Source organism: Nocardioides sp. 503 (assembly GCF_004522095.1).
GTDB lineage: Bacteria > Actinomycetota > Actinomycetes > Propionibacteriales > Nocardioidaceae > Nocardioides.
In genome coordinates this window covers 314,883-341,149 of record NZ_SPUI01000004.1, presented here as the reverse complement: position 1 = coordinate 341,149, position 26,267 = coordinate 314,883, and the positions used below count along the sequence as shown (strand labels likewise).

20 protein-coding genes and 1 tRNA gene are annotated in these 26,267 nt (G+C 71.8%); 5 read left to right on the top strand and 16 right to left on the bottom strand.

The genetic code is table 11. From position 1 onward, the window contains the following. Nucleotides 1-34 precede the first annotated feature (34 nt). From E4622_RS15435 to E4622_RS15420, 4 genes are all read right to left on the bottom strand, one after another. A complete protein-coding gene (locus E4622_RS15435; protein WP_134741105.1) occupies nucleotides 35-982 on the bottom strand; it encodes a DUF389 domain-containing protein in 948 nt (315 codons plus the stop codon). A 4-nt stretch (nucleotides 983-986) separates the two neighbouring features. Next, nucleotides 987-1,880 (bottom strand): alpha/beta hydrolase, encoded by an 894-nt coding sequence (locus tag E4622_RS15430; RefSeq protein ID WP_134741104.1) that lies wholly within the window; start codon nucleotides 1,878-1,880, stop codon nucleotides 987-989. Nucleotides 1,881-1,979: 99 nt separating this feature from the next. Continuing rightward, on the bottom strand, nucleotides 1,980-3,257 hold the full coding sequence (locus E4622_RS15425) for a hypothetical protein (protein ID WP_209021966.1): 1,278 nt from the start codon (nucleotides 3,255-3,257) through the stop codon (nucleotides 1,980-1,982). 1 nt (nucleotide 3,258) lies between these two features. Further along, nucleotides 3,259-4,365, bottom strand: a complete 1,107-nt coding sequence (locus E4622_RS15420) for an SPFH domain-containing protein (RefSeq protein ID WP_134741103.1) — start codon at nucleotides 4,363-4,365, stop codon at nucleotides 3,259-3,261. A 213-nt stretch (nucleotides 4,366-4,578) separates the two neighbouring features. Here E4622_RS15420 and E4622_RS15415 point away from each other — a divergent pair, with 213 nt between their 5' ends. Further along, the gene (locus E4622_RS15415; RefSeq protein ID WP_134741102.1) at nucleotides 4,579-4,890 is read left to right on the top strand and encodes a cupin; all 312 of its coding nucleotides are present in this window, start codon (nucleotides 4,579-4,581) and stop codon (nucleotides 4,888-4,890) included. A 49-nt stretch (nucleotides 4,891-4,939) separates the two neighbouring features. Here E4622_RS15415 and E4622_RS15410 read toward each other — a convergent pair whose 3' ends face one another. Beyond that, nucleotides 4,940-5,272, bottom strand: coding sequence for a hypothetical protein (locus E4622_RS15410; protein WP_134741101.1), 333 nt, complete (start codon nucleotides 5,270-5,272; stop codon nucleotides 4,940-4,942). Nucleotides 5,273-5,421: 149 nt separating this feature from the next. On the opposite strand from E4622_RS15410, the gene E4622_RS15405 reads away from it, so the two are divergent. Further along, the gene (locus tag E4622_RS15405) at nucleotides 5,422-6,993 is read left to right on the top strand and encodes a hypothetical protein (RefSeq protein WP_134741100.1); all 1,572 of its coding nucleotides are present in this window, start codon (nucleotides 5,422-5,424) and stop codon (nucleotides 6,991-6,993) included. 66 nt (nucleotides 6,994-7,059) lie between these two features. Here the strand turns inward: E4622_RS15405 and E4622_RS15400 are convergent. Next, nucleotides 7,060-7,132 (bottom strand) — tRNA-Thr (locus E4622_RS15400). A gap of 73 nt (nucleotides 7,133-7,205) precedes the next feature. Then, a complete protein-coding gene (locus E4622_RS15395; RefSeq protein WP_134741099.1) occupies nucleotides 7,206-7,388 on the bottom strand; it encodes a hypothetical protein in 183 nt (60 codons plus the stop codon). 70 nt (nucleotides 7,389-7,458) lie between these two features. Between E4622_RS15395 and E4622_RS15390 the strand changes: the two genes are divergently transcribed. Beyond that, nucleotides 7,459-8,376 (top strand): LysR family transcriptional regulator, encoded by a 918-nt coding sequence (locus E4622_RS15390; RefSeq protein WP_134741098.1) that lies wholly within the window; start codon nucleotides 7,459-7,461, stop codon nucleotides 8,374-8,376. Between the two features lie 118 nt (nucleotides 8,377-8,494). Here E4622_RS15390 and E4622_RS15385 read toward each other — a convergent pair whose 3' ends face one another. The 5 genes from E4622_RS15385 to topA form a co-directional block, all read right to left on the bottom strand. After that, entirely contained in the window at nucleotides 8,495-10,069 is a 1,575-nt protein-coding gene (locus E4622_RS15385; protein ID WP_134741097.1) for an alpha/beta hydrolase, read from the bottom strand. Beyond that, entirely contained in the window at nucleotides 10,066-11,244 is a 1,179-nt protein-coding gene (locus tag E4622_RS15380) for a DNA polymerase III subunit delta' (protein WP_134741096.1), read from the bottom strand. The genes E4622_RS15385 and E4622_RS15380 overlap by 4 nt, the downstream gene beginning before the upstream one ends. Then, entirely contained in the window at nucleotides 11,241-11,900 is a 660-nt protein-coding gene (tmk, locus tag E4622_RS15375; protein ID WP_134741095.1) for a dTMP kinase, read from the bottom strand. Before tmk ends, E4622_RS15380 begins: the two co-directional genes overlap by 4 nt. Nucleotides 11,901-11,971: 71 nt before the next feature. Continuing rightward, nucleotides 11,972-12,871, bottom strand: a complete 900-nt coding sequence (locus E4622_RS15370; protein WP_134741094.1) for a hypothetical protein — start codon at nucleotides 12,869-12,871, stop codon at nucleotides 11,972-11,974. A gap of 87 nt (nucleotides 12,872-12,958) precedes the next feature. Then, on the bottom strand, nucleotides 12,959-15,697 hold the full coding sequence (topA, locus tag E4622_RS15365) for a type I DNA topoisomerase (RefSeq protein ID WP_134741093.1): 2,739 nt from the start codon (nucleotides 15,695-15,697) through the stop codon (nucleotides 12,959-12,961). A gap of 229 nt (nucleotides 15,698-15,926) precedes the next feature. On the opposite strand from topA, the gene E4622_RS15360 reads away from it, so the two are divergent. Continuing rightward, nucleotides 15,927-20,267 (top strand): carboxypeptidase-like regulatory domain-containing protein, encoded by a 4,341-nt coding sequence (locus E4622_RS15360; protein WP_134741092.1) that lies wholly within the window; start codon nucleotides 15,927-15,929, stop codon nucleotides 20,265-20,267. 39 nt (nucleotides 20,268-20,306) lie between these two features. Here E4622_RS15360 and E4622_RS15355 read toward each other — a convergent pair whose 3' ends face one another. After that, nucleotides 20,307-21,059, bottom strand: a complete 753-nt coding sequence (locus E4622_RS15355) for a helix-turn-helix transcriptional regulator (protein WP_134741091.1) — start codon at nucleotides 21,057-21,059, stop codon at nucleotides 20,307-20,309. A 109-nt stretch (nucleotides 21,060-21,168) separates the two neighbouring features. On the opposite strand from E4622_RS15355, the gene E4622_RS15350 reads away from it, so the two are divergent. Next, a complete protein-coding gene (locus E4622_RS15350; protein ID WP_134741090.1) occupies nucleotides 21,169-21,522 on the top strand; it encodes a DUF1330 domain-containing protein in 354 nt (117 codons plus the stop codon). Between the two features lie 6 nt (nucleotides 21,523-21,528). Here E4622_RS15350 and E4622_RS15345 read toward each other — a convergent pair whose 3' ends face one another. The 3 genes from E4622_RS15345 to E4622_RS15335 all read right to left on the bottom strand — a co-directional run bounded on the left by E4622_RS15345 (nucleotide 21,529) and on the right by E4622_RS15335 (nucleotide 26,238). After that, nucleotides 21,529-22,986 carry a class I SAM-dependent methyltransferase gene (locus tag E4622_RS15345; protein ID WP_134741089.1) on the bottom strand — a complete coding sequence of 486 codons (1,458 nt, stop codon included), beginning with the start codon at nucleotides 22,984-22,986 and terminating at the stop codon, nucleotides 21,529-21,531. Continuing rightward, nucleotides 22,983-23,795, bottom strand: coding sequence for a metallophosphoesterase family protein (locus E4622_RS15340; RefSeq protein WP_134741088.1), 813 nt, complete (start codon nucleotides 23,793-23,795; stop codon nucleotides 22,983-22,985). The genes E4622_RS15345 and E4622_RS15340 overlap by 4 nt, the downstream gene beginning before the upstream one ends. A 97-nt stretch (nucleotides 23,796-23,892) precedes the next feature. Next, a complete protein-coding gene (locus E4622_RS15335) occupies nucleotides 23,893-26,238 on the bottom strand; it encodes a sodium-translocating pyrophosphatase (RefSeq protein WP_134741087.1) in 2,346 nt (781 codons plus the stop codon). Between the last annotated feature and the right edge of the window lie 29 nt (nucleotides 26,239-26,267).

Below are 26,267 nucleotides of genomic sequence, written 5' to 3'. Positions count from 1 at the left end.
TACGGGAGGCGAGGGCGCTCGGCAGAGGGCGCGCTCAGCCGCGCAGGACGAGCTGGCGGTGACGCCCCTTGCGGTTCCAGATGAGGTGCTGGAGGGCGAGGGTCGCCCAGCCCGCGACGATCATGCCGCTGATGTTCAGGGCCAGCTGGATCGTGCTGCCCCACACCTCGTCGCCCGCCCCGAACGCGATCCCGAGGGCGACGTTGCCGGCGGCGGGCACGGTGGTGACCGAGATGAAGACGCCGGAGAGACCACCGACCTTCGCCGACGTGAGGGACAGGACCCCGGCGGCGGCAGCGATCACGGCGACGATGAAGGACCACTTGTCCGGGGAGTAGATGAAGTCGGTGCCGGGCCTGGGTCCGGTCACGTCCCCGACGACCGCCCAGCCCAGGGCCCTCACAGCGAGTGCCGCCACGGTCGTCACGGCGATCGCGACGACGAAGCCGACGGTCAAGGTGCGGGCCGCGAGGCGGAAGAGCCCGCCGCGCCGTCGTACGAGGGCGAGTCCCAGCGCGGCGATCGGCAGGAACTCCGGTCCGAGGACCATCGCTCCGATCACCAGGACCTGGGAGTCGACGAGCACCGCGATGCTCGCGAGCATCGTGGCCAGGGTCATGAACGACACGTAGGTCCAGTTGAGCTCGGACTCGTCGTAGGCGCGTTGGGTCACGTCGGCCCACACCACGGCGTCCGCGCCGGCGCCGGGGGTGTGCCGCTCGGCGTCGTACCCGGCACGGGAGACCCAGGTCGTGACGGGGTCGACGTGGATGGTGCCGCACTCGGGGACCCCGAGGGCGTCGAGCCGGTCGAGGAGCTCGTTGGCCGCCTCCCGGGCGACATCGGCGAGCACGATGTCACCGACCGGCTCGAGCGACGCACCACGCATCACGGCGAGCTGGCTCACCGCGGGGTCGTCGGCGAACAACGCCAGGACCTCCTCGGTCAGGTCCGCCGGGGAGGTGATCCGCAGGTGCAGCACCGGGTCAGTCTCTCCCAGGCCGCGGCCCCGGCGGCACCGCCCCTCGGCCCTGACCGGACGCCTCGTCGAGACGAGCGCGGAAGAGAGCGCTCATCCGCGCCACCGCGGATCCCGCCGCGTCCGACAGCAGGGCGAACCGCCAGAAGCCGTGCGGCATCCCGGGCTCCTCGCTGGCCTCCACCGCCACCCCTGCGGCACGCAGACGACGGCCCAGCTCACGACCCTCGTCGCGCAGCGGGTCCCGCCCGGCCACGACGAGGACCGTCGGCGGGAGCAGGCCGAGGTCGGGCGAGAGCAGCGCCGCGAAGCGTGGGTCGTCGCGCTGCGTCGGGTCGACCAGGTACTGCCCCACGCACCACTCCAGCCGCTGCGACGTCAGGCCGTAGGCGTCGGCCAGCTCGCTGCGTGAGGCGTACGCCGGGTCGCCGTGCACCAGCGGGTTGACCAGCAGCTGCGCCACCGGCGCGGCGTCGGTCCCGGCCAGCGCCAGCGCGGCGCCCATCGCGAGGTTCGCCCCGGCGCTCGGCCCCGCGACCGCGACCCGCTCCCCCAGCTCCTCGCGCGCCCACCGGACCGCCGCCACGGCATCGTCGTACGCCGCGGGGAACCGGTGCTCCGGCGCCAGCCGGTAGTCCACGGCCAACACGCTCCGACCGGTGTCACGACAGAGCGCCCGCGCGTGCGCGTCGTGGCTGTCCAGGCCCCCGCTGACGAAACCGCCGCCGTGGAGGAACACCACCACGCAGTCGTCGAGCTCGCCCGAGTAGAGACGGGCCGGCACCCCGGCCGCCGGCACCGTCAGGTCCCGCACCTCGCGCACCTGGGGCCCCGGCGGCTCCGCGACCGGCCCGGCGGCGGCGAGAGCGGCGATCTGGCGGTCGAGGAGGGGGTCGGGCACCGGGCCAACCTAGCTCCGGAGCCCTCCGCCGACGCCGGCTGACGCTGCCGCCTCGGCATCGCGCGATACCCGCTCCCCGACTGACGAGCTACGCCGCTGTCACGCCGGGGGGCCCGCACCGGGCGACCACGCCACGGCGGCGACCGACCGCACGTCGGACAGTGCGGCGGCGGCCGTCGAGCCGTCCCTGTTGCCCAGCACGAGCACCAGCACGAGGGCGATGAGCGCCACCGCCACGAGCACCGCGAGGGTGATCTTGACGACGGAGTAGGGGCGGTCGCCGGTCACCTTGCCGGTGTTGGCGTTGACCATCACCTGCCACTGCTTGCCGGCGTGCGGGTACGTCGCCAGCCACAGCGGCAGCAGCACGAGCTTGAACGTGACGCTCGAGTAGGTGACGTCCACCTGGTGCACGCGCTGCTCGTCGCCGCCGATGTCGCGACGGACGTCCTGCTCGATGGTCGCGCGCATCTCCTTGCGTGCCTCGGTGGAGGCGTCCGGCGGGTCGAGGTCGTAGCGCAAGGCGGAGAAGCCGGAGAGGTACTCGGGCTGGTAGGCCACGGCGGTGCCCAGCTCCCACGGGCCCATCTCGTCGAGGCGCTTCTGGTCGAGGCGCTGCGAGGCCGGGACGAGGACGTCGTCGAAGGCGCGCGACACCTGGCCCGACGCGTCGTACCAGCGCGTCCGACGCTCCTGGTAGGTCTCGGTGCGGGTGCCCCCCTTGCCGTCGGAGACCTGTCGGGTCAGGGTGACGTAGTAGTACTCGCCGCGCTCGCCGACATACGTCGAGGCCGTGGCGGCGTCGAAGGTCCAGTGCGGCACGTAGGTGCCGCTGAGGGACTCCGCCGAGCAGATCTTCTTGAGCGCGTTGGGGGCGAACCACCGCGAGCTGATCCACTCCGCGAACGCCTTCTGGGCGGCGTCCCCGGGGATGTGGAAGGGCACGACGGCCTCGGGGGCCACCATGCCCTCGGGCGTCGACAGCGCGATCAGGTGGCCGTTGCAGAACTGGCAGGTCTCCGCCAGCTGGGCGCCCTCGACCTGGGCGCCGCAGCCCTGGCAGCGGAGCACCTGACCGACCAGGGAGGCCACCTTGACGTGGGAGTTGCGCTCCATCCACTCGTCGAAGGAGTGCTCGTCGATGGTGGTGTCCTCTCCGGCCGCGATCGGGTGCTCGGCACCGCACGCGGTGCACTTGAGGACGGACGTGCCCGGGGCGTAGGTCACCTGCGACCCGCACGTCGGGCAGGACGCGAACAGCGCCTGCGCGGCCTTCGGCAGCGGGGGCGGGGGCGGAGGCCCCGCGGGGGCGGAGGAGCCAGCGGGCGGGGCGGGGTCGGCGCCACCCGGCGGGAGCGGCGGCGGAGCGCTCGTCACCTCAGGCCTGCGGGGGCAGCGGCGGCGGGTTGGTGCCGAACAGCGAGGCCAGCTCGGGCACCTCGCCGGCGGGCTTCCAGGACGGCATCCCCTCGTACCAGACCAGCGTCTCGCGGCCCAGCTGCTCGGCGGCGACCTTGGCCGGCAGCGCCGACAAGGGGAACGGTCCGGCCTGCTGGCCGTTGACGGCGACGAACCACTGCGTCCCGCCGGCGCCGGGCAGCGGCGGCGGGCCGGCGGGAGCCGACTGCTGCGCGCCGGCGAGGGCGCCGCCGGCGGCCTGGCCCAGACCCATCCCGACGACCATCCCGGTGCCCTGCCCCGCGGCGCCGGGGTTGTTGGCGGCGTCCTCGAGCGCGTTGGCGGCCTGGAACTTGGTGTACTGGTCCAGGTTGCCCAGGATCCCCATCTGGCTGCGCTTGTCGAGTGCCTCCTCGACCTCGGCGGGCATCGAGATGTTCTCGATGACGAAGCGCGGGAGGGCGATGCCGAACTCCGCCAGGCTGGCGCTGAGGGTGCCGACGAGCTGCTGGGAGATCGCCTGCTGGTTGGCGGCGAGGTCGAGCATCGGCACGTTGGCCGTCGCGAGCGCGGAGGTGACGGCGGCGACAATGTTCTGACGCAGGAACTCCGAGACCTCGTCGGTGCGGAAGTCGGGGTCGGTGCCGACGAGCTGGCGCAGGAGCGTGCCGGCATCGGTGATGCGCAGGGCGTAGGTGCCGAAGGCACGCAGCCGGACCATGCCGAACTCCGCGTCGCGGACCGTGAAGGGGTTCTGGGTGCCCCACTTCATGTCGGTGTACTGGCGGGTCCCGACGAAGTAGACCTCGGCCTTGAACGGCGAGTTGAAGCCGTACTTCCACCCCTTGAGGGTGCTGAGGATCGGGAGGTTCTGCGTGGTGAGCTCGAAGGTGCCGGGCGTGAAGACGTCGGCGATCTGACCCTCGCTGACGAACACCGCCGTCTGGCCCTCGCGCACGACGAGCTGGGCGCCGTTCTTGATCTCGTTGCCCTGGCGGGGGAACCGCCACACGAGCGTGTCGCGGCTGTCGTCGAGGAACTCGACGATGTCGATGAACTGACCGCGGACCTTGTCCATGAAGCTCATGTGCTCGGGCTCCTTCGTCTGCGGCCACCTGGACGGGCCGTCGCCAGGCTCACGGTACCGGTCGAGGGCGGCCGCTCGCGGTCATCGCCGGCGATCGGAGCCGGTCACCTCATGACACGCCGCCGCGGCAAGGAGCGCGCGATCAGCCGCCGCTCGCCCCGATGAGCCAGACTGGGGGGCCGGCCGCTCACGCACACAGCCGAAGGACGAAACGTGCAGATCATCGACGCCGCCCTGTTCACCGCCGACCGGCCCTGGGGAGCCCTCGACCTCGCGCACCTGGGTGACGCGACGGTGAGGCTCCACTGGACCAACGAGTCCTACCACTGGCACGTCAACGACGGCCCCGAGGTCTTCGTCGTCCTCGACGGAACCGTCCGGATGCACCACCGCACGGCAGGAGTCGAGTCCTACGAGGATCTGCGCGCCGGCCTCGTGTGCATCGTGGAGGTCGGCGACGAGCACGTCGCCGAGCCCCTGGGCACAGCGCGCATCCTCGTCATCGAGCAGGCCGGCAGCGAGTAGGTCCGCGACAAGCACGACAAGCACGACAGGGGCGCGACGCTCGCCCGCCTCAGCACCGGCGCTTCGCCCCGAAGGCGATGGTGCTCTCCGCCACGTAGTGGACTCCGTCGGCGACGTAGGAGACCTCGATGTTCTCGAAGCCCGCCAGCTGTGAAGGATCCTCACGGCGCAGGTGGAGAACGAGCCCTGCCTGGGCCCCGTCCTCGGCCTTCTTCACCACCATCCCCTCGGCTGGTCGCCGCGCTTTCCACACGGCCTCGAAGTCGGAGGCGATGACGTCGGCCCGGGGCGGCCAGGAGGAGTGGTTGCCGATGAGGGACAGCTGGGACGGCAGCAGGAACGCCTCCACGAGCTCGAGGTTCTCGGACCCGAAAATCCTCACGTCGTCGATCTCCAGGTCGACCTCGCTCGAGGGCGCGACCGACTCCAGGACGTAGGTCAGGTCGGCGACGCCGTCCGGCGACCTGGCGACCTGGAAGTCCGCGGATTCGTGGGGCTCGCCGTCTCCTCCACCGACGTAGATTCCGCGCCATGCGTCCCCTCCGCTCCCTCCTCCGTCCTCTCCTGGTCGTCCTTCTCGCGCTGCTGCTGGTACCGACCGCCGCCATTCCGGCACAGGCCGCCACCGGCACGATCACGGGCACCGCGCTCGACGCGAGCGGCAAGCCGCTCGAGAACGTGTACTGGGAGCTCTACACGCTGGAGGGGGGCGAGTGGACGACGCTCCAGTTCGGACCGAAGCTCACCGACAGCCAGGGGCGCTTCTCCCGGCAGGTGCCGGTCGGCGGCCAGTACCGCGTCTGCTTCTCCGACTCCTACTACGGCGAGTCCACCTCGGCGGAGTTCTACTGGCAGCCCGAGGTGCGCCACCAGGACAGGTGCTGGCCCAACGCCACCTCGTGGCAGACCGCACAGACGTGGACCTCGACGGCGGCCGCGCCGTCCAGGTCGGTCACCGTCACGCTGCCGAGAGCGGGCCTCGGCATGGCGCCGGTCGACCCGTTCGTCCTCGGCTCCTACCAGGTGGGCGACCCCCTGACGATCGTCGGCCAGGAGGGATGGCGGCCCACGAACGCCACCTTCCGCTACCAGTGGATGTCCCACACCTCCGGCTCCCCCACCGCGATCCCCGGCGCCACCTCGGCGACGTTCGTCCCGACGGCCGCGCAGTCCGGGAAGTGGGTCTACGCCTCGGTGACCGCCAGCCTGCCCGGCTACAAGCCCGCCACGCTGACGACGCCGTCCACCATGGTCGGGACCGCTCACGTGCAGCCGACCTCACAGCTGAAGATCACGGGCGCCGCTGCTCCTGGCGGCACGCTCACGGCCAGCTTCGGCAAGCCGGCCAACACGTACAACGAGATCAGCTGGTTCGTCGACGGCGTGCCGCAGCCACGGCGTACGTCGTACAACTCCGCCACCTCGACGTTCCCCGTCTCGGCCGCCCACTCCGGGGCCCGCGTGGATGCGCGTCTGAAGATCTACCGGACCGACGGTGACGGCGACTACGTCGACGGGAGCGACACCTTCCAGCGAGCCGTCGCGCAGGTCCGTGGAGCCCGACCGGCCCAGGCGTTGCCGGCCGCCGCGGCCCCGGCCGGCAAGCCGACCGTCGGACGGGTCCTCTCGGCGCCTGCGCGCGTCACCGCCGACCCGAAGGCGACGCTGAGGTACCAGTGGATGCGCGGGGCCGGCTCCATCGCAGGCGCGACCGCGAGCCGCTACCAGGTGCGGGCCGTCGACGTGAACAAGAGGCTGGCGGTCCGGGTCACGGTCAGCCGCCCCGGCTGGCCGAACAAGTACGTCAGCACCTCCACCACCATCGTCGCGAAGCGAGCCCTCGAGGTCGGCCGGGTCACGGCGTCGGGGACGGCGAAGGTCGGTCGGAAGCTGACCGCGCGGACCAGCGGCTGGCGCCCGAGCTCGGTCAGGTTCCGCTACCGCTGGCTGCGCGACGGGAAGGCCATCCCCGGCGCCACCAAGGCCCGCTACAGGCTCCGCAAGACCGACCGCCGCACGGTGATCGCGGTGCGCGTCACTGCGACGAAGGCGAGCTACCTCAGCGTGATCAGGACCAGCAAGGGGCGCAAGGTCACGGGCTGACAAGCTGCGGCCACACACAGGAAAGGCCCCCGACCTGCTCGTTCGCAGGTCGGGGGCCTTCTGGTGAGCCGCCTGTCAGAATCGAACTGACGACCTAGTCATTACGAGTGACTCGCTCTACCGACTGAGCTAAGGCGGCCTGCCGCCCGAGATGTTCCGGGCAACCCGCGGAAGTATACGGAGCCACCGGAGGTGGCGCGAAACCGGCGGGCTCAGGCCGCGAGGATGCTCGCGGAGCGGGTGGCGACGGCGCGGCCGGTCAGCTGCGTCTGCGGCGCGTCGCACCAGCAGGTGAAGCTGACCAGGATGCCAGCCTCGGTGTTGGCGACGGAGAGGACCTGGCTGTCGAAGATGGCGAAGCGGTCCCCGCAGGAAGTGCAGGTGTGAGCGAACATGTCTCCAGTCTGCGGGACCATCATTGATAGAGGTAGCCTTGCTTTCCTTCGTCATCCCAAGGATCTGCCTATGCTTTCACTGCATCAGCTGCGGTGCTTCCTCGCGACCTACGAGCAGGGCTCGCTGACGGCCGCCGCCGAGGAGCTCGGCTACGCGCAGCCCAGCGTGTCCGAGCAGATCCGGGGGCTCGAGCAGACGCTGGGGGTGCAGCTCTTCCGCCGCGTCGGACGGGGGGTCATCCCGACCACGGTCGCGGACACGCTGCGGCCCCACGCGGAGCGGACCCTGGCGGCGGCCGAGGGAACCCGGCTGGCGGCCCAGCAGGTACGTCGCATCGAGACCGGCACCATCCGCTTCGGGATGTTCGGCGTCGCGCGGCTCTACGCCGGCGCCGACCTCGTGGCCGACGTGCTCGAGCGGCACCCCGGCGTCCGGGTGGAGCTCATCGGCCAGAACTCCAGCGAGGTGCACGAGGACCTGCGGCGCGGTCGGCTCGAGGCCGCGATGATCGCCATGCCCAGCGTCACGAGCGAGGGCATGGAGGTCCGCCCCGTCGCCCGCGACGAGGTCGTCTACGTCAGCGCCGACCCGACCCACCTGGAGCGGCCGGTCACGGCACGGCGGCTGGCCGAGGCGCAGCTGGTCATGCCGGACACCAGCTGGCGCCACGACGACAGCGTCCGCACGCTGCTGCGGCAGATGCTGCACGGCACCGGCCTGAACCCGACGACGCGGATCGAGGTCGAGGACCCGGAGATCGCCGTCGAGCTGATGGGACGCGGGTACGGCGACACGGTGCTGCCGCGCGGTGCGGCCGAGGTGCTGCTCCCCCGGCTGGCGCCGCACGCCGGCTACGTGTCCCTGCGACCGCGGCTCTACGACTACTTCGCGGTCGTGCACCGCGCCGGCGCGGTGCTCTCCCCCGCGGCCCAGCTGATGATCGAGCTCGCGACCGCGCGGATCCAGCGCATCGCCGAGCCCCTCTAGCCCTCGGGGGTTGAGGAAGGACGAAGTCCTGTCTCGAAACCAGCCTGTGGGGACGGTCGACGTTCGTCTCACCGGGTTTCGAGACAGGCGCTGGCGCGCCTTCCTCAACCCCCGAGGCTCAGCACTCCGTCTTGTCCTCGGGGACGGTGCCGTCGATGAGGTAGGCCTCGATGGCGGTGTCGATGCACTCGTTGTCGGAGTTGTAGGCGGTGTGGCCGTCGCCGTCGCGCGAGAGCAGGACGCCGGAGTCGAGCCGCTCGGCGAGCCCCACGGCCCACTCGTAGGGCGTCGCCGGGTCGCGGGTGGTGCCGACGACCAGGATCGGTGCGGCTCCCTCGGCACGGATGTCGAGCGGCGGCTCGGTGGACTCCACCTGGATGCCCTCGCACCCGACGAGCCCCCAGGCGAACACGTCGCCCAAGGTGGGCGAGGCCCGGTCGTAGGCGGGCAGCTCTGCCGCCACCTCTCCGGGCTCGATGGCGAAGGAGTCGTCCAGGCAGTTGATCGCGTAGATGGCCTCGGTGCTGTTGTCGAGGTACTGGTCGCCCTGGCGCGACGCATAGGCGTCGGCCAGCAGCATCAGCGTGCTGCCGTCGCCGTCCAGCGCCGTCGAGAGCCCCTGGTCGAGGAGGTACCAGTAGTCCCGGTTGTAGAGCGGGGTGACGACGCCGAAGAACGCGCTGCCGACCGTGAGCTCGCGACCGTCGGAGGTCGGCAGCGGCTTGGCGTCGATGTCGTCGAGCAGCCCGGAGATCGTGTCGAGCCCGGCCTCGACGGAGTCACCGAGCACGCAGTCGTCCTCCTCCTCGACGCAGTTGGCGACGTAGGAGCGCAGCGCCGTCTCGAAGCCGCGCGCCTGCCCGAGCCCGAGCTCGCGCGAGTCGAGGCCCACGTCGACGGCGCCGTCGAGCACCAGCCGGCCGACCTTGGTCGGGAACAGCTCGGCGTAGGTGGCGCCGAGCTTGGTGCCGTAGGAGGCTCCGAGGTAGGTCAGCGTCGACTCGCCCAGGGCCGCGCGGAGCACGTCCATGTCGCGCGCGGTCTCCGTGGTCGTGACGTGGCCGATGAGGGCGTCGGAGCGCTCCACGCAGCCGGCGAAGAAGTCGGCCAGCCCGTCGACGAGCTCGTCGGTCTCCGCCGCATCGTCCGGGACCGGGTCGAGGGCGAGGAAGTCGGTCATCTCCTCGTCGGGCAGGCAGTCCACGGGGTCGGACCCGCCGGTGCCGCGCGGGTCGAAGCCGACGACGTCGAAGCGGTCGGTCAGCTGGTCCCGGAAGACGTCCGAGGCCTGCTCGGCGTAGGAGACCCCCGACGCGCCGGGGCCGCCGGGGTTGACGACCAGCGAGCCCACGCGGGCGTCGGGGTCGCCGGCCGGGACCTTGACCAGCTCGAGCTCGATCGTGTCGCCGCCGGCGTCGCGGTAGTTGATCGGGACGGTGAGGCTGCCGCACTGGTTGTCACCGCAGGACTCCCAGTCGACCTCCTGGGAGTAGTAGGGCGCGAGGTCGGGGCTGGGCGGCTCGGTGGAGCCCTCCGCGGGGCTGGTGGAGACGACGGTGGGGGCCGGTCCGGACGAGCCGCCGGAGTCGTCGGAGTCGTGCCCGAGCAGCAGGTAGACGACGCCCAGCCACCCGGACCCGACCATCGCCAGGACGATGAGGGACACCACGACGATCTTGGCCGTGCGGTTCATCGGCTGGTCCTCTCGGGCACCCGCAGGGCCACCATCATGGAGTCCAGGGCGAGCGCCACCGGCACGTTGAAGTCGAGCATCTGCTCGCGGGCCTCGAAGATCCAGCCGATGCGGCGCAGGTTGAGCTCGGGGCTCGACGAGGCCGCGATGAGCTCGATGTCGCCGCGGATCTCCTCGTTGACGAGGGGCCCTGCGGCTCCCACGCCCACGGCGATGGCGTCGCGGTAGACCGACACCAGGTCCATGAGCCCGCGGTCGACGACGTCGAGCTGGCGACGCTTGGCCCGGGTCTTCTGCGCCTTGTCGAGGGCCGACAGCGCCGGGGCGTACTCGCGCGGGCGGCGGCCTCGCTCCACGACGCCGTAGGTCGCGTCGAGGTCGACCTTCTCGGCGGCGTCGAGCTCGCCGGTCAGGGCGTCGGCCTCCTCCTTGGCCACCGCGGCGAGGTTGGCCGAGGCGTTCATGCAGGCGCCCAGCGAGGTCAGCCGCGCCGGGAGCGACACGATCTCGCGGCGGCGGTTGCGGGTCGCCTCGTCGCGCGCCAGCGCCCGGGCGCGCCCGATGTGGCCCTGGCTGGCGCGGGCGGCGTACGACGCCAGCGCGTCGCCCACGCCCTCGGTGCGGACCAGGAAGGCGGCCACCTCGTCGGTGGACGGGGTGGCGAGCGTGACGAGCCGGCAACGGGAGCGGATCGTCGCCAGCACGTCCTCGACCGTGGGCGCGCACAGCATCCACAGGGTGCGGTCGGTCGGCTCCTCGATGGCCTTGAGCAGCGCGTTGCACGCCTGGTCGGTGAGCCGGTCGGCGTCCTCGACGATCATCACCTGCCAGCGCCGCCCGACCGGGGCCAGCGCCGCGCGGCGGACCAGGTCGCGGACCTCGTCGACGCCGATGGAGAGCTTCTGGGTGCGGACCACCGAGACGTCGGCGTGGCTGCCGGCCAGCACGGTGTGGCACTCGTGGCACGTCCCGCAGCCGCCCTGCTCGCACTGCAGGGCCGCGGCGAAGGCGATGGCGGCGTTGGAGCGTCCGGACCCCGGCGGACCGGTGAACAGCCACGAGTGGCTCATCCCCTGGCCGCCGACCGCCGTGCGCAGCGCCGTCACGGCGTGCCGCTGCCCGACCAGCTGTTCCCACACGCTCCCCGCGGGGGGAGCGTCACGAAGCACGGTCATGCGGGCTCCCGTCGCGAGGCCCGGCCGAGCAGGGGCGCCACGCGCTCCGCGACGGCGCGCGCGACCTCGTCGACGTCGGCGCGCGCGTCGACGACGAGGTAGTGCTCGGGGTCGGCTGCCGCCATCGCCACGAAGGCGGCGCGCACCCGCTGGTGGAACTCCAGGGACTCGCCCTCGATGCGGTCGCGCCCCTCGAAGCGACCGAGCCCGGCCGAGGGCTCCAGGTCGAGCACGACGGTCAGGTGCGGGCGCAGGTCGTGGGTGGCCCAGCGCATCACCCGCTCCACCTCGCTGACGGCCAACGGACGGCCGGCTCCCTGGTAGGCCAGGGCGGAGTCGACGTAGCGGTCGGTGATCACCACGGCGCCCCGGTCGAGCGCGGGCTGCACCACGGTGTCGACGTGCTCGGCCTTGTCGGCGGCGTAGAGCAGGGCCTCGGTGCGGTCGGAGAGCTCACCGGTCTCGGGGCTGAGCACGATCTGCCGCAGGGCCCGGCCGACCTCGGTGTCGCCCGGCTCGAAGGTCAGGACGACGTCGTGGCCGGCGGACTCGAGGGCCGCGGCGAGGCGTCGCGACTGGGTCGACTTGCCCGACCCCTCTCCGCCCTCGAAGCAGACGAAGAGGCCGGTGCGGGTGTAGACGCCGGACGAGCTCACGCGCCGAACCTACGGGGGACCGCCGACGGTCTCCAAGGCAGGTCGGCGCCGACGGCCCCCGCTGCAGGTGCTCAGCGCAGCGTGACCGGCCTGGCAGCACCCTGGAGGTAGGCCACCGGGACGGACGGGAGCACGTCGGTGCGGCACCGGACCCGCGGGGAGCCCAGGACCGAGAGCAGCTGGCCCTTCGTCGCCTCCGTGCTCTCGACGGCGAAGCTCATGATGGCGACCTGGGCACCTGTCACGTTGAGGGTGGCGCGCTGCACCTGGCCGACCGGAGTGGTCAAGAGGGGGCCGGGGACCGGCGGCTGGTGGACCGTGGTCCGCGACAGCATCAGCTTCTGCGTCTCGCCCCCACCCAGCAGGGGCTTGTCCGCGTCCAGGAAGCCCGAGTAGGCCTCCATCGTGGTGCAGAGCCCCATCGTGACGACAGCGAGAAGCACGGGGTCGGAGGAGAAGCCGGGCGCGAGGACCGAGCCCGGGTAGCGCTTGCCGTTCATGGTCACGTCGTTGTCGAGCACGGCCACCGCCCCCTGGACGATCGCCGGCTGGTCGACGACGTCGAGCCACTGGTAGACCGTCAGGCTCCGCGCCGGGCTGACGCCCTGGGCGCGCTTCGCCGACCGTGGCTTGAGGACCCGGAAGGAGGTGGTGCCGCCCTTGACCACCGGCACCTTGACGCTGAACGTGCCTCGCTTGGTGGTGGTCGCCCGCGCCGCGACCACCCACGCACCGCCGGCGTAGCGGCGCTGGACGAGGACGGGCTTGCGGGCGTTCTCGGGGCCGGAGACCTTGCCGGCCAGCGTGAGCCGCTGTCCGGCGTCTGCCTGTGCCGGCAGGGCCTTCAGCGTCACGACGTACGGCTTGGCCTTGCGGGCCGGCGCCTCCGCGGACACGGCGGGGGTGAACCCGCCACCGGCCAGTCCGAGAGTCACTACGACGGCGAGGGCCGCCACCATCTTGGTACGCACGACTGCTGCTCCTTCGTCCGGGCTACGGTGGCAGCGACGCTAGTGCACCTGGGACCCCCGCACCTGAAGAACGTGAGAACTCGTGTCTCAGGACTTTTTCGCGGCGGCCTTCTTCGTCGCCGTCTTGGCGGCCGCCTTCTTGGCAGGAGCCTTCTTCGTCGCGGCCTTCTTCGTCGTGGCCTTCTTGGTGGCAGCCTTCTTGGCAGGCGCCTTCTTCGCGCCCTTCTTGGCGGCCTTCTTGGCCGGGCCGCGCTCGCGCCGCTCGGCCAGCAGCTCGGCGGCGCGCTCGAGGTTGATCGACTCGACCGTGTCGTCCTTGCGCAGCGTGGCGTTGTACTCGCCGTCGGTGACGTACTCCCCGAAGCGACCCGACTTGACCACGACCGGCTGTCCGGAGACCGGGTCGTTGCCGAGCTCCTTGAGCGGCGGCGCGGCGGCGGCACGGCCGCGCTGCTTGGGCTGGGCGTAGATCTTCAGCGCCTCGTCGAGGCCGATGGTCAGCAGCTGGTCCTCGCTCGTGAGCGAGCGGGAGTCGGTGCCCTTCTTGAGGTAGGGCCCGTAGCGGCCGTTCTGGGCGGTGATCTCCTCGCCGTCCTCGGCGGTGCCGACCACGCGCGGCAGCGACAGCAGCTTGACCGCGTCGTCGAGGGAGATGGTGTCGAGCGACATCGACTTGAACAGCGAGCCCGTGCGGGGCTTGTCGTTCTTCTTCGCGTCCTCGGGCAGGTCCTCGGTGACGTAGGGGCCGTAGCGGCCGTTCTTGGCGACCACCCGCAGCCCGGTCTCCGGGTGGACGCCCAGCTCGATCTCCTCACCGGCGGGGTTGGCGAAGAGCTCCTTGGCCTTCTCCATCGTGAGCTCGTCCGGCGGCAGGTCGTCGGGGACGTTGGCCCGCTTGCCGACAGGGTTGCCCTCGTCGTCGGGGCCCTCGAGGTAGGGGCCGTAGCGCCCCACCCGCAGGTTGATGCCGAGCTCGGGGTCGCCGATGGGGAACGTCGCCAGCTCGCGGGCGTCGATGTCGCCGAGCTCGTGGACCAGGGCGTGCAGGCCCTTGACGTCGTCGGAGCCGTAGTAGAACTCGCCGAGCTCGGAGACCCGGTCCTTGCGGCCGCCGGCGATGTCGTCGAGGACGGTCTCCATGGTGGCCGTGAACTCGTAGGACACCTGGCGGGGGAAGTGCTCCTCCAGCAGCCGCGTGACGCTGAACGCCAGCCACGCGGGGACCAGGGCGGTGCCCTTCTTGTAGACGTAGCCGCGGTTGAGGATGGTCCCGATGATCGAGGCGTACGTCGACGGGCGGCCGATCTCGCGGTCCTCGAGCTCCTTGATCAGGGTGGCCTCGGTGTAGCGCGCGGGCGGCTTGGTCTCGTGGCCGTTGGCCGAGACCGACGCGGCGCTGACCGAGTCGCCCTCGACGAGCGCGGGGAGCCGGGTCTCCGCGTCGTCCTTGGCGGCGCCCTCGTCGGTGCCCTCGACGTAGGCCTTGAGGAAGCCGTGGAACGTGATGACGCGACCGCTCGCCGCGAAGACGACGTCCTCGCCGGTCGCGGCCGTGCCGCCGAGGCGCACCGAGACCGACTGCCCGACCGCGTCCTTCATCTGGGAGGCGACGGTGCGCATCCAGATCAGCTCGTAGAGCCGGAACTGCTCGCCGGTGAGGCCGGTCTGCGCGGGCGTGCGGAAGGACTCGCCGGCCGGGCGGATCGCCTCGTGCGCCTCCTGGGCGTTCTTGACCTTGGAGGTGTAGGTGCGGGGCGCGTCGGGCACGTAGTCGGCGCCGTAGAGCTCGCGCACCTGCGTCCGGGCGGCGTTGATGGCGCCGTCCGAGAGCGTGGTGGAGTCGGTGCGCATGTAGGTGATGAAGCCGTTCTCGTAGAGCCGCTGCGCCACCGACATCGCGACCGAGGCGCTCATGCCGAGCTTGCGGCTGGCCTCCTGCTGCATCGTGGTGGTGCGGAACGGCGCGTAGGGAGAGCGCTTGTAGGGCTTGGACTCCACCGATCGCACGTCGTAGGTCGAGTCGGCGAGCGAGGAGACCAGGGCCTCGGCGCGGGCCCGGTCGACGTGGACGACCTTGGCGGCGTCCTTGAGCAGGCCGTCCTGGCCGAAGTCGGAGCCGCGGGCGACGCGGGTGCCGTCGAGGGAGTGCAGCTTGGCGGGGAACATCCGTTGCTCGTGCTGGGAGCCGGCGTCGAAGGTGCCCTCGAGGTCCCAGTAGGACGCCATGTGGAAGCGCATGCGCTCCCGCTCGCGGTCGACGACCAGCCGGGTGGCGACGGACTGGACGCGCCCGGCGGAGAGCCCGGACATGACCTTCTTCCACAGCACCGGGGAGACCTCGTAGCCGTAGAGGCGGTCCAGGATGCGGCGCGCCTCCTGGGCCTCGACGAGGTCGTCGTTGATCTCACGGGGGTTCTCGACCGCCGCGAGGATCGCGGCCTTAGTGATCTCGTGGAAGACCATGCGGTGCACGGGGATGCCCTTGGGCTTGAGCTCGTCGAGCAGGTGCCACGCGATGGCCTCGCCCTCGCGGTCCTCGTCCGTGGCGAGGTAGAGCTCGTCGGCGCCCTTGAGCAGGCTCTTGAGCTTGGAGATGTGCGCCTTCTTGTCGCGCGGCACGACGTAGTAGGGCGTGAAGCCGTCGTCGACGTCGACGGCCAGCCGGCCCCAGGGCTTGTCCTTGATCTTGGCCGGGGTGTCGGCGGCGTTGTTGGGCAGGTCGCGGATGTGCCCGATCGAGGACTCGACGACATAGCCGTCGCCGAGGTACCCGCCGATGGTGCGGGCCTTCGCCGGGGACTCGACGATCACCAACTTGTGTGCCACTGCTGCTCTTTCTTCCTGCGTTCACCGTGTGTTGCGAGGGCCGGGAGGGGCCCACGGCCAGTCACGGTAGCGCGTGGTGTCGACCCTGCCGTGCTCGCCCGCCCCGGGGGAGATCGGGCGAAGTGGCTACAAGGAGCCGTCGGGTAGGTCACTATCGAGGGTGCGCGTCCCCTCTCCGGGCAGGTGGCGCAGCTCGTCCAGCACCGCCGCCCCTCACCAGAGGATCACCATGTTGCTCCGTGTCGCGCCGTCGCGTCTCGCCCGTCTGCTCGTCGCCCTGCTCGCGACGCTGCTCGTCCTGCCGGTCGCGCAGCTGCTGGGGGCCGCCCCCGCGCACGCCGCACCGAACGTCGCCCAGGGCGCCGTCTACGACGGCCTCGGCGACCCGCTCTCGGGCGTCGCCGTCAAGGCGTACCCGGGACCCAACTTCAACGTGGCCGGCCCCAGCACGACGACGAACGCGGAGGGCGCCTACAGCCTCGGCGGCCTCGCCGCCGGCAGCTACCGGCTGGAGTTCTCCAAGACGGACTTCCAGACCACCCGCTACGGCGGCGGTCAGGGCACCACCCTCGTGGTGGACGGTGACGGCGACATCACCGTCGGCGGCGAGCCGGTCGAGGACAACGTGCTGGACGACGTGACCCTCACCTCCACCGCCACGCACCCCGTCAGCGGCCTCGTCACCGACGGCGCCACCCCGCTCAACGGCATCGCCGTGGACGCCCACCCGGCGAGCGACCCGGACGCCGCCACCGACAGCGCGACCACCGGCGCCGGCGGGGCCTACTCGCTCGACCTGCCGGCCGGCACCTACACGATCGAGTACACCGACCCGGGCGAGCAGTACCTCCCGACCTCCTACGACGGCGGCGCCGGCGACCCGGTCGAGATCACCGTCGGCACCGACGGCAGCCTGCTCGCCGACGGGGCCGCCACCGGGTGCGCCAGCCTGTGCACCGTGGCGCTCGCGCCCGTCCCCGCCGACGCGGAGTTCCCCGTCGCCGGCGAGGTGCTGGACGCCAACGGCGACCCGGTCGCCGGCGTGACCGTCTCGGTCGACCCGGTCGGCGCCAGCACCGACAGCGGCACGGGCACCACGAACGCCGAGGGCGCCTACAGCGTCTCGGTGCGGCCCGGCACCTACCACGTGAGCTTCGCCCGCACCGGGTTCACCACCGCGCCCTACACCGGCGACGGCGGCACGACGCAGGCCACCGTCACCGTCGGTGCCACCGGCGCCCTGACGGTCGACCCGGCGGAGGAGCTGACCGCCAACCGCCTCAACAGCACGACGCTCAAGAGCGGTCTCTACGCGGTCGGAGGCAAGGTCGTGAAGGCTGTCGGTGGCCAGGACCTCCCGGGCATCACCGTGCGAGCGTTCCCGGAGGGCGACCAGTCCGAGGCCGTGGACACCGCCACCACCAACGCGACCGGCGTCTACGGCCTCAGCCTGCCCATCGGCACCTACGACCTCGTGTTCGTCGACGAGGACGGTGACGGCACCGACTACGTGCTCAAGAGCCTCCCGTTCCCCGTCAAGGTCGGCCAGGGCGGTGTCCTCACCTACAACGACGCCACCGTCACGACCCTCCCGAACGTGGAGATGTCCGAGGCGCCGGCCGACGCGACGTACGACGTGAGCGGCGTGGTCGCCGACGTCAACGGCGACGGCATCAACGGCGTCGAGGTGACCGCCGACGCGATCGCGCCGACCCCGACGGACCAGGACGTGACCGTCACCACCGCCTCGGCCGGCGGTGGGCCCGGCTCCTACACGTTGGCCCTCGAAGCCGGCAGCTACCAGATCTCCTTCGACGGGGGCACCCACTTCGGCGACGCGACGTACGACGGCGAGGGCAGCACCCCTGCGACCGTCACGGTCGGCGGCAACGGCGTGGTCAGCATCAACGGGATCCCCGTCCCCAGCGGCGTGCTCGACGACATCGAGCTGACGGGTGCCGCCGAGCACCAGCTCACCGGCACCGTCACCAACGCCGGAGGCACTGGCCTGGTCGGCATCACCGTGACGGTCTACCCCGAGGGCGACACCGCCTCCGGGTCCGAGGTCGCGACGGTCACGTCCACCACCGGTGGCGCCTACACGGTCCCGAACCTACGGATCGGCACCTACCAGCTGCGCTTCACCGACAACGTCGCCGACGGCACCGACTACATCGTGGCCTGGCTGGGCGAGGGACCCACCGGCAGCCCGGTCAAGATCGGGCAGGGCGGCGTCGTCACCTACGCCGGCGGCACCGTCGCCAGCCTGCCGCCCGTCGTGATGGCCGTCCCGCCGGCCGACGCGACGTTCGACGTGCGTGGCTCGGTCGTCGACGCGATCGGCGCCCCCGTCGACGGCATCGTCGTGACGGCCAGCCCGACCGCCGGCACGGCATCGGACCAGCTCGTCACCGACACCACCGGGCTCGTCGGCGAGGACCACGGCGTCTACGTGCTCCCGCTCGAGGCCGGCAAGTACCTGCTCTCCTACGAGGGCGGCACCGGCTTCGGCGATGCGACCTACAACGGCGAGGGCGAGACCCAGGTCATCGTCGAGGTCACCGGCACCGGCGTCGTCAAGGTCGGCAGCGCCGAGGTGGTCGGCGGTCTGCTGGAGCCCGTCACCCTCGCGGGCAGCACGCTGTACACGCTGCAGGGCAAGGTCACCAACGGCACGGCGGCGCTCGCGGGCGTCACCGTCAAGGTCTACGCCGAGGGAGAGACCACCCCGGGCTCCGAGGTCGCGACGGACACGACCAGCAGCACGGGCGTCTACGACCCTCAGGTCAAGATCGGCTCCTACGTCATCCAGCTCAGCGGGATCACGGGCGGCACGCAGTACGTCACGCGCTGGTACGGCGCCGGCGCGGCTCCCGGAACCCCCGTCCAGGTGGGCCAGGGCGGCACCACCTACGTCGACGGCGAGCCGTCCGCGCTGGCCGACGTCGCGATGTCAGCGGTGACGGGCAACGAGGAGTTCCCGCTCGTGGGCAGCGTGGTGGACGCCAACGACGAGCCGCTGCCCGGCATCACGGTCACGGCTGAGGCGAAGTCCGGCGGCGCGGTGAGCGACTCCGTGTCCACCGACAGCGAGGGCGCCTACACCCTGGAGCTGAGGCCCGGCACCTACGAGGTCTCCTTCGTGAAGGCCGGCACCGATGGCTACCTCAAGACCTACTACCTCGACCCCGAGGGCGAGAACGGGACCGAGCGCGCCCAGATCGTGGTCGCCAGCAACGGCACGATGACGATCGGCACCCAGACGCTCACCGAGGGCCTCGACCAGCAGGTCCTGACCAACGCCACGACCTACGCGGTGACCGGCAGGGTGGTCACCACCGCCCAGGCGGGCATCGGCGGCATCACGGTGGAGGCGTTCCCCGTCGGCGAGGCGACCCGGGTCGCGGTGACGACGAGCAGCAGCACCGCCGGCAGCGTCGGCACCTACTCGCTGTCACTGAAGGTGGGCACCTACACGCTCAAGTTCACCGACAACGTGGTCGCGGCGCCGACCTACGCGCAGACGTTCTTCGGCGGTGCCACCGCCAAGGAGGTCAAGGTGCGCACCGGCGGCCAGGTCGAGGTCGACGGGGAGGGCGTGACCCTCCCCCTCGCGGCGGTCGAGATGACCGTCGTCGCCTCGGACACGAGGTTCGACCTCAAGGGCACGGTCTCCAACGCCGCCGACGGGTCCTTCGACCCGCTCAACGGCGTGACCGTGGCCGCGGTGCCCGTGCTGGGCACGGCCGCGGGCAACGCCGCCACCGGCACCACCGGCGTGGACGCCGAGGGTGCGAGCCTCGACGCGGGCGAGTACGAGCTCCCGGTGAAGGCCGGCAAGTACCAGCTGCGCTTCAGCAAGGCGGGTTTCCAGACGACGTTCCTCACCAACTTCGACGACCCGTCGAAGCCCGTGGTCGTCACCGTGGCGGCCAACGGCTCGATCACCGCCCCGGGGCTGGAGATCCCCGGCGGCGTCATCGAGGACGTCGCGCTGATGCTGCCGGCGCCCGCGCTGGTGAAGGCGCCGGCGCTGACCGGGAAGGTGGCGGTCGGGCAGGTCGTGACCACGTCCTACGGGACCTGGAGCCCCAACTTCGGGGGTGCCGCCTACCGCGACTCCACCATCATCGAGTGGTTCCTCGACGGGAAGCCGGCCGACGACTACTCCGACGGTGACTACTTCCAGAAGTTCCGGGTCCCGGCGGTCGCGGCGGGCAAGCGGCTGAGCTACCGGATCACCATCGAGGACCCCGACGGGATGCGCGCGTCGGCGGTCTACACGAGCAAGCCCGTCGTCGTCGCGAAGGCGGCCTCGACCGTCGGCGGCGCGGTCAAGAAGGGCACCTTCACCGTCACGGTCAAGGTGGCCGGAGTGCCCCGCCCGACCGGCAAGATCACCGTGCTCAAGGGCAAGAAGGTGGTGGGCAAGGGCGTCGTCGTCGTCAAGAAGAAGGGCGTCGTCGTCATCAAGCTCAAGCTCAAGAAGGGCAAGCACAAGCTGACGATCGTCTACGCCGGCAGCGCGTCGGTGGCGGGCTCCAAGAAGGTCGTCAAGATCAAGCTCTGACCCGCTCCTGGGCCTCGGACGACCCGGCCGCCCCTCGCGTCAACACGCGAGGAGCTGCCGGGTCGCTTCGTCCGCGGGGTAGAACGCCTCGATCGCCAGCTCGCTGAGCGTCACCTCGCGCGGGGTGCCGAAGACCGTCGTGGTCGAGAGCAGGTGCAGCTCGGCGTCGCCGGCGCTGAGCACCAACGGCACCACGAGGCCCGGCGAGGCGATCGGCGTCGGGCCCGGCACGTCCAGGTCCGCGAGCAGTGCGCCCAGCCGCTCGTCGCGGCTGGCGTCGTACTCCCGGCGCAGGCGTGCCAGCAGGTGCGCGCGCCACTCGTCGAGGTTGCGGATCCGCGGGGCCAGGCCGTCGGGCTCCAGGCTGAGGCGGACCACGTTGACCGGCGGCTCGAGCAGGCGCGGCGCGACCCCGTCGAGCAGGGCGTAGACGGCGTCGTTGGCGCTCACCAGGTCCCAGCCGGGGTCCACGACGAGCGCGGGATAGGGCAGGTGCGCGGCGAGGATGCCCTCGATCGCAGCCGCCACCTCGGCCATGGGCGGGTCGGCGAGGCCGTGCTCCGGGTGGGCGGGGGCGAAGCCGCCGGCGAGCAGGACGTGGTTCTGCTCGCGCAGCGGCACCGCGAGCTGGTCGCACAGCCGCAGGATCATCGTGCTGGTCGGGCGGGAGCGACCCGTCTCGATGAAGCTCACGTGCCGTGTGGAGACGCCGCAGCGGTGCGCCAGCTCCATCTGGGACAGGTTGCGACGCCGCCGCCACTCGCGCAGCAGGCCGCCCGGTGAGTCGCTCATGGCCGTCACGCTAGCGAGGCGACGTAGCCGGGCCCATGACGTCGGAGGTAATCGACTCCTGCCGCGTCCAGCGGTGAGGTGGTGCCTCCATCCAGATAAAGGAGCTGCCATGACCACCACCCCCGTCCCCGCCTACGCCCTCGCCTACCTGCGCGAGGTCGACCTCGGCGCGGAGATCATCGACTACATCGGCCGGATCGACGCCACGCTGGCGCCGTACGGCGGACGCTTCCTGGTGCACGGCGGGCCCGTCACCGCCCTCGAGGGGGTCTGGGACGGCGACCTCGTCGTCATCGCCTTCCCCGACCGCGCTGCGGCCCAGGAGTGGTACGACTCGCCGGCCTACCGGGAGATCCTCCCCCTCCGCCTCGAGCACTCGGAGTCGATCGCGTGCCTCGTCGACGGCGTGCCGCCGGGCTACCGCGCCACGGACAAGCTCGCGGAGCTGCTCGCGGAGGCCTGACCGCGCTCAGGCGAGGTCCAGGAACCCCTCGCGGACCAGGTCGCGCGCGACCGGGAGGTAGGTCGTGCGCACCTGGTCGGCGTCGGCCCCGGTGAGCTGGGCGACGGCGTCGAGGATCTGGCCCAGGGTGAGGTCGCCGTCGCAAGCGCCGACCAGCGCGGCCTCGACCGTGTCGGCCTGGCGGGCCCGGCGCAGGCCCCGCTGCTGGCGCAGCACGATCGCCTCGGGGTCCTCGGCGCCGGCCGGGCCGACGGTCTCCTGGCGCACGTCCTCGCGCGTCACCAGCAGGCTGTCGAGCCCCACGTCGGCACGCACGGTCTCGCCCCAGGCCTCGATGGCCGGTGCGATCGGCTGCTCCACCTCGTAGGGCCAGTCGAGGAGCTCGGAGAGGACCTCGCCGCCCCCGCTGGCGCGCAGGTTGACCCAGCCGAAGCCGATGGCCTCCACGCCCTGGTCGTCGAACCACGACAGCCAGGTGTCGTAGCGGTCGAGGTAGTCGGGCGCTCCGTGCAGGCCGGCGTCCTTGAGCCACAGCTCGACGTAGGCCGCGGGGTCGAGGACCTCGCGCTGCACCACCAGCGCGTCGCAGTCGCCCGCCAGCCAGCCCTCGAGCCGCTCGTCCCAGGGCTGGTCGCGGGCGATCACCCAGTTGGCGAGCACCTGGCACCAGCCGCCCTCCGTGAGGTGGGCGGGCGCCGCCCGCACGATGTCCTCGACCACCCGGTCGCCGGGCAGCCCGGAGTCGCGGTAGACCAGCCGCTCGCCGGTGCCGGGCGAGATCACGAACGGCGGGTTGGTGGCGATGAGGTCGAAGCGCTCGCCGGCCACCGGCTCGAAGTAGGAGCCGTCGCGGACCTCGACCCGGTCGGCGACGCCGTTGAGCGCGGCGTTGAGACGGGTCAGCCGTAGGGCGCGGGCGTTGACGTCCGTGGCCACCACGCGCTCGCTGTGCCCGGCCAGGTGCAGCGCCTGGACGCCGCAGCCGGTGCCGAGGTCGAGCGAGCGGGCCACGGGGCGGCGCAGGGTCAGCTGGGCCAGCGACGAAGACGCGCCGCTGATGCCGAGCACGTGGTCGGCGCCGACGCGCTGCGGGCCGCCGTCGAGACCCGGCGTCAGGTCGCTGACGACCCACAGGTCGGTGTCGTCGGCGGCGTACGGGCGGATGTCGAGGCGCGCCGCCACCTCGCTCACGCTCTGCTCCAGCAGCCCCTCCGCGGCCAGGCGGTCGACCTGGCCGGGCAGCGCCCGCTCCGCATCAGCCAGCGGCACCGGCACCTGCAGCAGGAAGAGGCGCACCAGCGTCTCGGCGGCGCTGCCACCCGTCGTACGCCGCCGGCCTGGCGTGGTCTCGTTGCGCATGAGCGCGTCGTGCGCCTCGCGACCGAGCAGGTCGGCGACACCGTCGTAGGTGAAGCCGGCCCGCTCGAGGGAGTCGCGCAGCGGGGCGGTGAAGTCGAGGCTCATGCGGGGGTCCTGTCCTGGGGTGCGTGGTAGTACTCCGAGAGCCGGCCGTCCGGACCGAGCCGCTCGAGGTCGTGGCGGTAGACACCGTGGCGGAGCTCGGCCTCGTAGCCCGCGAGCTGCGGGACGCCCATCTCCCGGGCGACCGCGAGCTCGGCCTCGACGTCGTAGGGGACGCGGACGTAGGCGATCGAGAACGGCGCCGGGTCGGGGCTGTCCAGGACGCCCTCCAGGACGACGTAGAGCGGTGTGGGGTCGCCCATGCAGTTGCCGACGCTGCCGGTGTTGAAGAGCGTGCGGCGCTCGTGCTGGGTCTCGTAGAACGGGTCGTGCGTGTCGGCGTACCCCACGAGGTCGGGCACGGGCCCGTCACCGGTGGCGGCCGTGTTGGCGAACTGCCCCAGGAACTCCGCCTCGTCGTGCACGTAGCGCACCCGGCGGTGCACCGTCTGCGCCGACGCGTGCATCAGCCTCGTCTGCCGGCCGCTGACCAGGAAGTCGTGGCAGAACGGCAGCCCGCGCAGCCACTCGCCCTGGCCGGGGCCGAGCTGGTCGTTCCACCACCGCAGGTCGTCGTTGTCGAACTCGCGGTCGGGGTCGGACAGGAAGTCGTCCCAGTTGCCCAGGATGTTCACCTCGCACCGCTCCTGGCAGCGCTCCACGACCTCGCGACCGCGCGGACCCTTGCCGACGTAGTCGCCGAGGTTGAAGACCCGGGTGATCCCCCGCGCGTCGATGTCGGCCAGCACCGCCTCCAGCGCCGTGAGGTTGCCGTGGACGTCCGAGATGAGCGCGATCCGATCAGAGGACACCGAAGCATCCTCGCACCCACTGCTGACCCGCCCGAAACTCACCGCAGACGCCGCTGACCCGCCCGAAAGTCTCGGGCGGGTCAGCGGGGCGATGCTGTCAGACCGTCGGGGTGGGCCTCGTGGGGTCCCCGGCGACCGGCTGCGTGGGTGTCGCCGTCGGCGGGGTGCCGGCGTCGTCGCCCATCACGGACTCGCGCTGCTTGGAGATGTAGACCGCGCCGACGATGATCGCCGTCGCCACCAGGGCGATCACGATCCGCGCGGCGTCGTTCTGGTCCTCGCCGACGCTCAGGGACACCACCGCACTGGCGATCAGCAGCGACACCAGGTTCATCACCTTGATCAGCGGGTTGATGGCCGGGCCGGCGGTGTCCTTGAACGGGTCGCCGACGGTGTCGCCGATGATCGTCGCCTCGTGGGCCGCGGAGCCCTTGCCGCCGTGGTTGCCGTCCTCGACGAGCTTCTTGGCGTTGTCCCAGGCCCCACCGGCGTTGGCGAGGAAGACCGCCATCAGGGTGCCGGTGCCGATGGCGCCGGCCAGGAAGCCGGCCAGCGCCGTCACGCCGAGGCCGAAGCCGACGGCGATCGGGGCGAGGACCGCGAGGATGCCGGGCGTGATGAGCTCGCGCAGCGAGTCCTTGGTGACGATGTCGACGACCTTGCCGTACTCCGGCCGGCCGGTGCCCTCCATGATCCCGGGGATCTCGCGGAACTGGCGACGGACCTCGTAGACGACCGCGCCGGCGGCGCGGGCCACGGCGTTGATCGCGAGGCCGGAGAAGAGGAAGACCACGGCCGCGCCGAGCAGGATGCCGACGAGGACCGCGGGGTCGAAGACCTGGAAGCTCAGGAACTCGTCGCTGGCGATGTTGGCGTCCTCGACGGCCTCGGCGACGGAGGTCGCGTAGGAGCCGAAGAGCGCCGTGGCCGCGAGCACCGCCGTGGCGATGGCGATGCCCTTGGTGATGGCCTTGGTCGTGTTGCCGACCGCGTCGAGCTCGGTGAGGATCTGGGCGCCCTCCGGGCTGACGTCGCCGGACATCTCCGCGACGCCCTGGGCGTTGTCGGAGACCGGGCCGAACGTGTCCATCGCGACGATGACGCCGACCGTGGTCAGCAGGCCGCAGCCGGCGAGCGCGACCGCGAACAGCGAGACGGTCAGGGTGGCACCGCCCAGCAGGTAGGCCCCGAAGACAGCGGCGCCGATGACGAGCGTGGTGTAGACCGCCGACTCGAAGCCGACCGAGAGACCCGACAGGATCACCGTGGCCGCGCCGGTGAGCGAGGTCTTGCCGACGTCCTTCACCGGCTTGTACTCGGTGCCGGTGAAGTAGCCGGTCAGCGCGAGGATGCCGGCGGCCATGACGATGCCGATGACGACGGCGAGCGAGGCGATGACCCGCGGGTCGCCCTCGGCGCCGGCCATGTCGACGCCCTGGACGTTCTCGAACTCGCCGAAGCTGCCCGGCAGGTAGAGGAACGACAGGACGACCGAGGCGAGGGCGGCCACGCCGGCGGTGATGTAGAAGGCGCGGTTGATCGTGGTCAGGCCGTTCTCACCGGCCTTGGGCTTGGTGAGGTAGACGCCCGCGACGGCCGTCAGCGCGCCGATGGCGGGGATCAGCAGCGGGTAGACCAGGCCGGCGTCACCGAACGCCTGCGAGCCGAGGATCAGCGCGGCGACCAGCGTGACGGCGTACGACTCGAAGAGGTCGGCGGCCATGCCGGCGCAGTCACCGACGTTGTCGCCCACGTTGTCGGCGATGGTCGCGGCGTTGCGCGGGTCGTCCTCGGGGATGTTCTGCTCGACCTTGCCGACCAGGTCGGCGCCGACGTCGGCGGCCTTGGTGAAGATGCCGCCGCCGACGCGCATGAACATGGCGAGCAGCGCGGCACCGAAGCCGAAGCCCTCGAGCACGTGGGGCGCCTCGTCCTTGAAGAGCAGCACGACGATGCTGGCGCCGAGCAGGCCGAGGCCGACGGTGAGCATGCCGACCATCGCGCCGGTGCGCAGGCCGATCGTCATGGCGGGCTCGCGGCCGCCGGGCTCGTTGGCCGCGGCGGCGACGCGGAGGTTGGCGCGCACCGCGAGGTTCATGCCGAGGTAGCCCACCGCGGCCGAGAAGCCGGCCCCGGCGAGGAAGAAGATCGAGCGGCCGATGCGGACCGCCACGTCGTCGGCGGGCAGCGCCAGCAGCGCGAAGAACGCGATGGCGGCGAAGATCGCGAGCGTGCGGAACTGCCGGGTCAGGTAGGCGTTGGCGCCCTCCTGGATGGCCTGAGCGATGTTCTTCATGTTGTCGGTGCCTTCACCGGCAGCAAGCACTTCCTGGCGGAACATGAACGCCATGCCCAACGCGCCGAGCGCGATCAGGGCGACGACGAGGACCAGGACGAGGTTGCCGCCGGAAAGCTCCACGACAGCGGGATGAATCCCGGCCATGTGCGTCCTCCTGCGAGAGATCAGTGGGA

Coding starts and splice junctions, on each gene's coding strand:
- E4622_RS15395 (WP_134741099.1), bottom strand. CDS start 7,388: ATGTTCGCTCACACCTGCACTTCCTGCGGGGACCGCTTCGCCATCTTC.
- E4622_RS15405 (WP_134741100.1), top strand. CDS start 5,422: ATGCGTCCCCTCCGCTCCCTCCTCCGTCCTCTCCTGGTCGTCCTTCTC.
- E4622_RS15380 (WP_134741096.1), bottom strand. CDS start 11,244: ATGACCGTGCTTCGTGACGCTCCCCCCGCGGGGAGCGTGTGGGAACAG.
- E4622_RS15345 (WP_134741089.1), bottom strand. CDS start 22,986: ATGAGCCTCGACTTCACCGCCCCGCTGCGCGACTCCCTCGAGCGGGCC.
- E4622_RS15355 (WP_134741091.1), bottom strand. CDS start 21,059: ATGAGCGACTCACCGGGCGGCCTGCTGCGCGAGTGGCGGCGGCGTCGC.
- E4622_RS15385 (WP_134741097.1), bottom strand. CDS start 10,069: ATGAACCGCACGGCCAAGATCGTCGTGGTGTCCCTCATCGTCCTGGCG.
- E4622_RS15350 (WP_134741090.1), top strand. CDS start 21,169: ATGACCACCACCCCCGTCCCCGCCTACGCCCTCGCCTACCTGCGCGAG.
- E4622_RS15360 (WP_134741092.1), top strand. CDS start 15,927: ATGTTGCTCCGTGTCGCGCCGTCGCGTCTCGCCCGTCTGCTCGTCGCC.
- E4622_RS15390 (WP_134741098.1), top strand. CDS start 7,459: ATGCTTTCACTGCATCAGCTGCGGTGCTTCCTCGCGACCTACGAGCAG.
- E4622_RS15420 (WP_134741103.1), bottom strand. CDS start 4,365: ATGAGCTTCATGGACAAGGTCCGCGGTCAGTTCATCGACATCGTCGAG.
- E4622_RS15335 (WP_134741087.1), bottom strand. CDS start 26,238: ATGGCCGGGATTCATCCCGCTGTCGTGGAGCTTTCCGGCGGCAACCTC.